Origin of the sequence: Mesorhizobium sp. M4A.F.Ca.ET.050.02.1.1 (assembly GCF_003997725.1) — a bacterium.
Lineage (GTDB): Bacteria > Pseudomonadota > Alphaproteobacteria > Rhizobiales > Rhizobiaceae > Mesorhizobium.
The window spans coordinates 1-7,383 of sequence record NZ_RZSG01000240.1 but is presented as its reverse complement, the minus strand read 5'-3'; the positions used below and the strand labels follow the sequence as shown (position 1 = coordinate 7,383).

Here is a 7,383-nt window from a genome sequence, read left to right as displayed (position 1 = left end):
CGCCTCGGCGCTTGCCGCCTCCTACCTCGCCCGCAAGGATGCCTCGCGCCTGTTGGTCGTCGGCGCCGGCGCGCTGTCGACCTTCCTCGCCAAGGCGCATTCGGCGGTGAGGCCGATCAAGAGCATCCGCATCTGGAACCGAACGCCGGTTAATGCCGAAAAGGTCGCCGCCGGCTTGCGCGCCGAAGGGCTCCCGGCCAGCGCAGCCGGCGATCTCGGCGCCGAGCTCGCCGAGGCCGACATCGTCTCCTCGGCGACCATTTCCACCGAGCCGCTGATCAGGGGTGCGCTGTTGAAGCCGGGCGCGCATGTCGACCTTGTCGGCGGCTTCACGCCGACGATGCGCGAAAGCGACGACGACGCGATCCGGCGCGCCCGCGTCTATGTCGACACTCGCTCCGGTGCCACCAAGGAAGCGGGCGACATCGTCCAGCCGCTGGCCTCCGGCGTCCTGAAACCGGACGCCATCATCGCTGACTTGCATGAACTGGCGCGCGGCGAGAAGGCGGGCCGGCAAGGCGACGGCGAGATCACATTGTTCAAGTCGGTCGGCGCCGCGCTTGAGGACCTCGCCGCCGGCATCGCCGTCTACAAGGCGCTCAAGCGATAGCTTCGCTTGCCGGCACCATGCCCATCGCTTGCGCGATCAGCGCAAAATCATGCGCGCCGATGGCAAGCAGCCCAAAACGGAACTGGTAGCCCCAGTTCGGCCGGCCAGCCGTGAAGTCGAGCCGGTCGAGCAACGGCTTGATCGGCGCTTCCCCAGCCTTCGCCCAGTCGACATCACGCCGGAACGGCGTGAAGCCTGCGCCCATGTAGCCCCGGTAGGGCTCGCCGTCGCGCACCGTGCCGATGGCGGTGAAAGATTGCAGGCCGTCCTTTTCGCCGAGGACCGTGCTCGGCGAATAGTAGACGATGCGGTCGCCTGGCTTGACGCGGCGCAGCGGCGCCGCCTTGCCATGATTGACCTGCATGAAGCCGCCTTCGCGGCCGATCCTGACATGCGCCGCCGAGGCGACCGCGATCCAGTGCGCACTCATCCCTGGTCTCCCTCGTTCAGCCAATAGACGCGCAGCCGGTGGTTGTCGGGATCGAGCGCAACGAAGGTGCGGCCGAAATCCATGTCCGTCGGCGCCTGCAGGATCTTCAGGCCGCGCCCGGCCCAGTCCCCATGGGCAGCGTCGACCGCCGCCGGCGTGTCCTGCGCAAAGACGAGCTCGGCTCCGCCGCCCGCGGCGGCCGCCGCCGGCTCCACCGTGTGGCGCGACCACAGCCCAAGCTTGAAGCCGTTGTCGAGCACAAACAGCACGAAGGTCGGCGACGCCTCGACCGGTTGCCGCCCGAGCAGCGCGCCGTAGAAGGCGCCGCTCCGCTCCGGACTGTCGACGTAGAGGATAACGAAATTTGAGGTGTTCATGTCTGCTCTCCAGGGTTTCGATTGGAGGAGCATAGGCCGCCCCACTGTCAGATTCTGGCAGCAGGCATTTTGCAAAAGCGCGTAACGAAACGTCAGGCCTCTGGCCCACGCTTTGGTGCGTCCAGCGTCGCTCGCCACGCCTTGAGGAGAGCCTGGCGACGGCGCGGGTAGCGAATTTCGGTGGCGCTGAGGCCGGAGATGCGATCGGCGCGGAAATGGCGGAAATCCTGCCGCGTCTCGCACCAGGCGACCACAATCCGCACTTTGTCGAAGAAGCCGAGCGCGAAGGGCCAGACCATGCGCCGGGACTGGACCCCTGCCGCATCGCGATAGAGGAACCCGAGCTTGCGTTCGTCGCGGATGGCTTGGCGCACCAGGCTGAGGTCGATGCCCTCGGTGGCCTCGGCGCTCGGACCGACGAGCAGCGTGGTGGCGTCGAGATCCTCGCGCAGATCGGCCGGCAGCACGGCCGCGATCTTGGCAAGCGCATCGGTCGCCGCCGCCGAAAGCCTCGCATCCGGCTGCTTGGCGACCCAGCGCGACCCGAGCACGATCGCTTCGATCTCCTCATCGGTGAACATCAGCGGCGGCAGCATGAATCCAGGTTTCAGCACATAGCCCAGCCCCGCCTCGCCCTCGATCGGCGCGCCCTGCCCCTGCAGCGTCGCGATGTCGCGATACAGCGTTCGGATGGAGACACCCATTTCACCGGCAAGCGTGCGGCCACTGACCGGCCGACGATGACGGCGCAGGATCTGGATCAGGTCGAGCAGGCGTTCGGAACGGGACATGATTCTCGGGACTTGGGGCCAAATCCACGATAGAACCGCATGGGCGCGGCAGGAAGCCGGGACGATCCACATCCGGCGACTCGGCCGCGCCCACTTCGCTCGAAGATGTTCGGTCAGAGGCGAAACACCTTGACCTCGTTGCCGCGCTCCAGCGCCTTGTTGGCGATGAAGATTTCCGCCATCGACTGTTCGGCATCGCGATCGGCGAGAACCCGCAGCATCGCTTCCAGCCGCCACAGCGCGATTGCCTTGTTGCGGTGTTGCGAGCGCTCGTTGCGTGCCGTCACCACGATGCCTGTCGGCAGATGGACGGCGCGCACCGCACTGTCGGTGGTGTTCTGATGTTGGCCGCCGGGACCGCCGGCGCGCAGCGTTTCGAAGCGCACGTCGCAGGGTGCGATCGAAGCCTCGGCCGGCACTGCCGCCGCCAGATCCACCGCCTTCACGCCGACAAACCAGTTCTGGCGTTTGTGTCCCGGGCGCACCGGGCTCTTGAAGACGAATTTGACGGTGCCGCAATATTCCGCCGCCAGCGCGGCGGCGTTCGCGCCTTCGAGACCGAGCAGCGCGGATTTGGCGCCGTGCCGATCCGGCCTGTGGCCGAAGGTGACATCGGTCGTGCAGCCGCGCCTGTCGGCCTCGGCTTCGATGATGCCAATCAGCGCCATCAGCGCGACGCGGCATTCCGCCGGACCGCTGCCCGAGGTGACCAGAAGATCAATCGCGGGCATGGCGGTCCCTCCTTCCCTGGCGGTCGCGGATCGGTTTGCTGCGCGTGCGGTCGGAGGGGCCTTCGACGGCCTTCTTGTAGGTGACCAGCGGCTTCATCGCTGCCAGCGCCAGCACCAGGCCTGCCTCGGCGAGGTCCCGCACCACCTGGCCGGCATCCTTGTAGGCGGACGCTGCTTCCTCGATAACCAAATTGCGGTCATCGCAGATCAGTTGCCCGCCCCAGCCATTTCGCAACAGCGCGTCGCGCTCCGACCTGTTGCGGCCGGCGCGGCCATGCATCGTCGCGCGGTCGTATTTGCGGCCGGCGCCGTGCGAAATTCCGCCCAGCGACGAACCGGTGGCGTCGAGGACCTGCACGACATAGCTTAGGCTTGCCCGCGACCCGGCGATCGGCGCGATGTCTCCGGCAGCAACCGCAGCCGAACCCTTGTGGTGCACAAAGCCGCCAACCCGTTGGCGCACAAGGTTGTGCGGGATGTCAGCGACCAGCCGAACATCGCTTTTCAGCACGCTTGCCGCGCGCTCCGCGATCAGGCTGCGGTTGAGCGAGGCCCAGGCGACGCAGACATCATGCTGGCGGCGCCAGTGAATGCCGTCCGCGCTGTCGGGATCGAGCCCGGCGGTGATCGCGGATTGGCGATCGAGCATCTGCCCGAAGACAACCGCGCCGAGGCCGCGCGAGCCGGAATGCACCAGCAGATAGAGTTTCTGGCGGTCGAACAGGCTTTCGCCAGCGGCGTCGATTGTCTCATCGACCGCCTGCAGCTCGCAAAAATGGTTGCCGCCGCCGATCGTGCCCAGAGCCCCGGGATAGAGATCCGGCGGCAGATCCGAACGGCCAAGTGCCTCGGCCGGATCGAAGACATCCTCGGCTTCGATCCGGCGCAGACGCTCGGCAGCCTTGTCGATCCTGAGCTTGCGCAGCGGCAGGTCGAGTTCAAACAGCGACATGCCGCAGCCGATGTCGTTGCCGATCAGTTGCGGGTGCAAGCGCTGCGACAACACGGCGATACCGGTCGGGCCGTATTTGCCGGGGTGCAGGTCTGGAAAGGCCGCAACCGAGGTGACGCCGGGCAAGGCCGCGACGTTCCTGAGTTGCTCGAGCGCCGCGCCCTCGATCCATGTCTGCGGCGAAAAACAATGCTGGATATGCGCAGCCGGCACGGCGCGCGACGTAGAGGGGCTAAGGCCCCCGATAAGATTGCCCATGATGGAACACTTCTGGATACAGGTCCGGAGTCGGACGCCTTCAGGCATCCGTTCGACCGGCGGCAGCCACCAAGACGCTGGCTTACGCCGGAACCCCTGCGGGGTGCGCTGTGAAGATGTTCGTCATCTTTCGCTCCCATTCCAGAAACAACAAGGCGGCCCTCATAGACGAAACGCGCAAAAACACAAGTCCGTGGCAGCCACAGCATGACCGTCATCGCTTGTTGCACCGCCGCGCCCCTCATGCCAAAAAGCGGCCACTCAGCCCGGAGACCCTCCTGCTTGAAGTCTTTTCGCGACAAACGCCGCGACAACCGTCCGCCCGCAAAGGGCGGGGCCGAACACGCGCGGCCGCGCCAGGAGCACACGGCATCGCGACCACAGATAAGGTCGGGCGAACGGCATGAGGCAAAGACGCAGGAGCGATCCGAGCCCAAATCTGCGCCGCGCATCCTTTCGCGCCGCGATGGCTTGCTGCCTGCAGAGCGGCTGCCGCTGATCCTCGAAGTGGCGCCCAATGCCGACTACGCCCTGCTGGATAGCGGCTCGGGCCAAAAACTCGAGCAGTATGGCCCCTACCGCATCGTGCGGCCGGAGGGTCAGGCGATCTGGCAAAGGGCGCTGCCGGCCAGGGACTGGGAGCGCGCCGATGCCATCTTCACTGGCGATACCGACGAGGAAGGCATCGGCCGCTGGCGCTTCCCAAAAACGCCGCTCGGCGAAACCTGGCCGATGAAGCATGACGGCATCGACTATCATGGCCGCTTCACCTCGTTTCGCCATGTCGGCGTGTTTCCCGAACAGGCCTCCCACTGGGATCACATGGCTGGGCTGATCATGGCGGCCAAACGGCCGGTCAAGGTACTGAACTTGTTCGGTTATACCGGCCTCGCCTCGCTGGTCGCGGCGCGCGCCGGCGCCGAGGTCACCCATGTCGATGCGTCCAAGAAGGCCATAGGCTGGGCCCGGGAAAACCAGGAGATGGCGGGGCTCGGCAGCAAGCCGATCCGCTGGATCGTCGAGGACGCCGTGAAATTCGCCGAGCGCGAGGAGCGCCGCGGCAGCCGCTACGACATCGTGCTGTTCGATCCGCCGGCCTATGGGCGCGGACCGAAGGGCGAGGTCTGGCAATTGTTCGACGACCTGCCCGGCCTGACCGACCTCTGCCGCTCGATCCTGACGCCGAAGCCGCTTGCCGTCGTGCTGACCGCCTATTCGATCCGCGCCTCCTTCTTCGCCATCCATGCCCTGATGCGCGATACTTTCGCCGGCATGGGTGGCACGGTCGAATCGGGCGAGTTGATCATCCGCGAAAAATCCGCCGGCCGCGCGCTGTCGACCTCGCTGTTCTCGCGCTGGGTGGCTTGAATGAACGCTTATGAGAGCTCGCGCGCCGTCGGCCAGGTGAAGGAAGTCACCAGCCTCGCCAACCCGCTGGTCAAGGACATCAAGGCGCTGGCGCTGAAAAAATTCCGCGAACAGCAGAACGCCTTCATGGCCGAAGGCCTGAAGCTGGTCATCGACGCGCTCGACCTCGGCTGGTCGATCAAGACGCTGGTCTTCGCCAAGGCCGGACGCGGCAACGCGGCGGTGGAGAAGGTCGCGGCGCGCACCGTCGCCGCTGGCGGCACCGTGCTCGAAGTCTCGGAGAAGGTGCTGGCGGCGATCACCCGCCGCGACAACCCGCAAATGGTGGTTGGGGTCTTTGCCCAGAGGGTCCTGCCGCTGAAGGATATCCGCGCTTCGGACGGCGACGTCTGGGTGGCGCTCGACCGGGTGCGCGACCCCGGCAATCTCGGCACCGTCATCCGCACCGTCGATGCGGTCGGCGCCAAGGGCGTCATCCTGGTCGGCGACACCACCGACCCCTTTGCCGTCGAGACCGTGCGCGCCACCATGGGCTCGATCTTCGCCGTGCCGGTCGCCAGGGCGACGCCGGAGGCTTTCCTTGCCTGGCGCAAGGGGTTTCCGGGCCTCGTCGCCGGCACGCATCTGAAGGGCGCGGTTGACTATCGCTCAGTCGATTTCACCAGGGGACCGGTGCTGCTTTTGAGGGGCAACGAGCAGCAGGGCCTGCCCGACAGCCTTGCCGAAAGCTGCGACCGGCTGCTCAGGATTCCGCAGGCCGGCCGCGCCGATTCGCTCAACCTGGCGGTCGCCACCGGCATCATGCTGTTCGAGATCCGCCGCGGCGCGCTGAAGCTGGGGCCGGACTAGACCATGATCCCAAATGGCGGCGTCCGGTTTTCGGACAAGATCATGGTCAAACAAGAGGGCATCAAATCGTGAGGTTCTGGTCCCCCTATGCCCTGCTGGTCGTCGTCGCCATTGCGCTCGACCAGTGGATCAAGCAGCTGGTGGAGGGCGGCCTCGACTTTCAGGAGAAGGTCGATCTTTTGCCTTTCCTGGCGCTGTTCCGCACCTACAACACGGGCATCGCCTTCTCGATGTTCCAGTCTTTCGGCGATACCGGCCTGGTGGTGATCGCCGTCCTCGTCGTCGCCTTCGTGCTCTACCTCGCAACGCGCACGCTGGCGGGCCATGTGCTTGCCAGGATTGGCTTTGCACTGATCATCGGCGGCGCTCTCGGCAACCTGATCGACCGCGCCGTCTACGGCCACGTCATCGACTACATATTGTTCCACACGCCGGTTTGGTCCTTCGCCGTATTCAACCTAGCGGACGCCTTCATCTCGGTCGGTGCCGCGCTTGTCCTCTTCGACGAATTTGTCGGCTGGCGGCGCGAGCCCAAGCCCTCGCAAGATTGACCGCGCGCAGCCGCCGCCGCACAGTCCAGGCACCGCACAACCGGGGAGAAAAAAGTGTCCGAAACCTTCAAAGCCATCCTCGTTTCGCGCGACGCCGACAAGAAGCAGTCGGTCGCGGTCATCAACCTCACCGAAGCCGAACTGATGGAGGGCGACGTCACCGTCGCCGTCGAGGCGACGACGGTCAACTACAAGGATGGGCTGGCCATCACCGGCAAGGCGCCGGTCATCCGCCGCTGGCCGCTGGTGCCGGGCATCGATTTCGCTGGCACGGTGATCTCCTCCTCGCATGCCGACTGGCGCAAGGGCGACAGGGTGATCCTCAATGGCTGGGGCGTCGGCGAAACGCATTTCGGCGCCTTTGCCGGTCGCGCCCGCGTCAACGGCGACTGGCTGGTGCCGCTGCCCGAAGGTATCAGCCCGCATGATGCGATGGCGGTCGGCACTGCCGGCTACACGGCCATGC

The 7,383-nt window shown here is 66.0% G+C and carries 9 protein-coding genes and 1 pseudogene; 5 read left to right on the top strand and 5 right to left on the bottom strand.

Annotated elements, in window-relative coordinates:
• Window positions 1–610, top strand: a pseudogene (locus tag EOA33_RS40520) (ornithine cyclodeaminase family protein); the annotation flags it as partial.
• Here the strand turns inward: EOA33_RS40520 and EOA33_RS17180 are convergent.
• From EOA33_RS17180 to EOA33_RS17160, 5 genes are all read right to left on the bottom strand, one after another.
• Window positions 600–1,040 (bottom strand): EVE domain-containing protein, encoded by a 441-nt coding sequence (locus EOA33_RS17180; protein ID WP_127406137.1) that lies wholly within the window; start codon window positions 1,038–1,040, stop codon window positions 600–602. The pseudogene EOA33_RS40520 and the gene EOA33_RS17180 overlap by 11 nt on opposite strands.
• Window positions 1,037–1,417 (bottom strand): VOC family protein, encoded by a 381-nt coding sequence (locus EOA33_RS17175; RefSeq protein WP_126058294.1) that lies wholly within the window; start codon window positions 1,415–1,417, stop codon window positions 1,037–1,039. Before EOA33_RS17175 ends, EOA33_RS17180 begins: the two co-directional genes overlap by 4 nt.
• Before the next feature lie 92 nt (window positions 1,418–1,509).
• The gene (locus EOA33_RS17170; protein ID WP_127406136.1) at window positions 1,510–2,208 is read right to left on the bottom strand and encodes a YafY family protein; all 699 of its coding nucleotides are present in this window, start codon (window positions 2,206–2,208) and stop codon (window positions 1,510–1,512) included.
• Between the two features lie 113 nt (window positions 2,209–2,321).
• Window positions 2,322–2,939 carry a peptide chain release factor H gene (prfH, locus tag EOA33_RS17165; RefSeq protein WP_127406135.1) on the bottom strand — a complete coding sequence of 206 codons (618 nt, stop codon included), beginning with the start codon at window positions 2,937–2,939 and terminating at the stop codon, window positions 2,322–2,324.
• Window positions 2,926–4,149, bottom strand: a complete 1,224-nt coding sequence (locus EOA33_RS17160; RefSeq protein WP_127406134.1) for an RNA ligase RtcB family protein — start codon at window positions 4,147–4,149, stop codon at window positions 2,926–2,928. Before EOA33_RS17160 ends, prfH begins: the two co-directional genes overlap by 14 nt.
• Before the next feature lie 282 nt (window positions 4,150–4,431).
• On the opposite strand from EOA33_RS17160, the gene EOA33_RS17155 reads away from it, so the two are divergent.
• The 4 genes from EOA33_RS17155 to EOA33_RS17140 all read left to right on the top strand — a co-directional run.
• Window positions 4,432–5,517 (top strand): class I SAM-dependent rRNA methyltransferase, encoded by a 1,086-nt coding sequence (locus EOA33_RS17155; protein WP_127406133.1) that lies wholly within the window; start codon window positions 4,432–4,434, stop codon window positions 5,515–5,517.
• Entirely contained in the window at window positions 5,518–6,366 is an 849-nt protein-coding gene (locus EOA33_RS17150; protein ID WP_127406132.1) for an RNA methyltransferase, read from the top strand. It begins immediately after the preceding gene.
• Between the two features lie 68 nt (window positions 6,367–6,434).
• Window positions 6,435–6,917: a signal peptidase II gene (gene lspA / locus EOA33_RS17145; RefSeq protein WP_127406131.1), complete on the top strand. Its 483-nt coding sequence runs from the start codon at window positions 6,435–6,437 to the stop codon at window positions 6,915–6,917.
• A 54-nt stretch (window positions 6,918–6,971) separates the two neighbouring features.
• The coding region (locus EOA33_RS17140; RefSeq protein ID WP_148670641.1) for an alcohol dehydrogenase catalytic domain-containing protein at window positions 6,972–7,383 on the top strand (412 nt) is incomplete at its 3' end.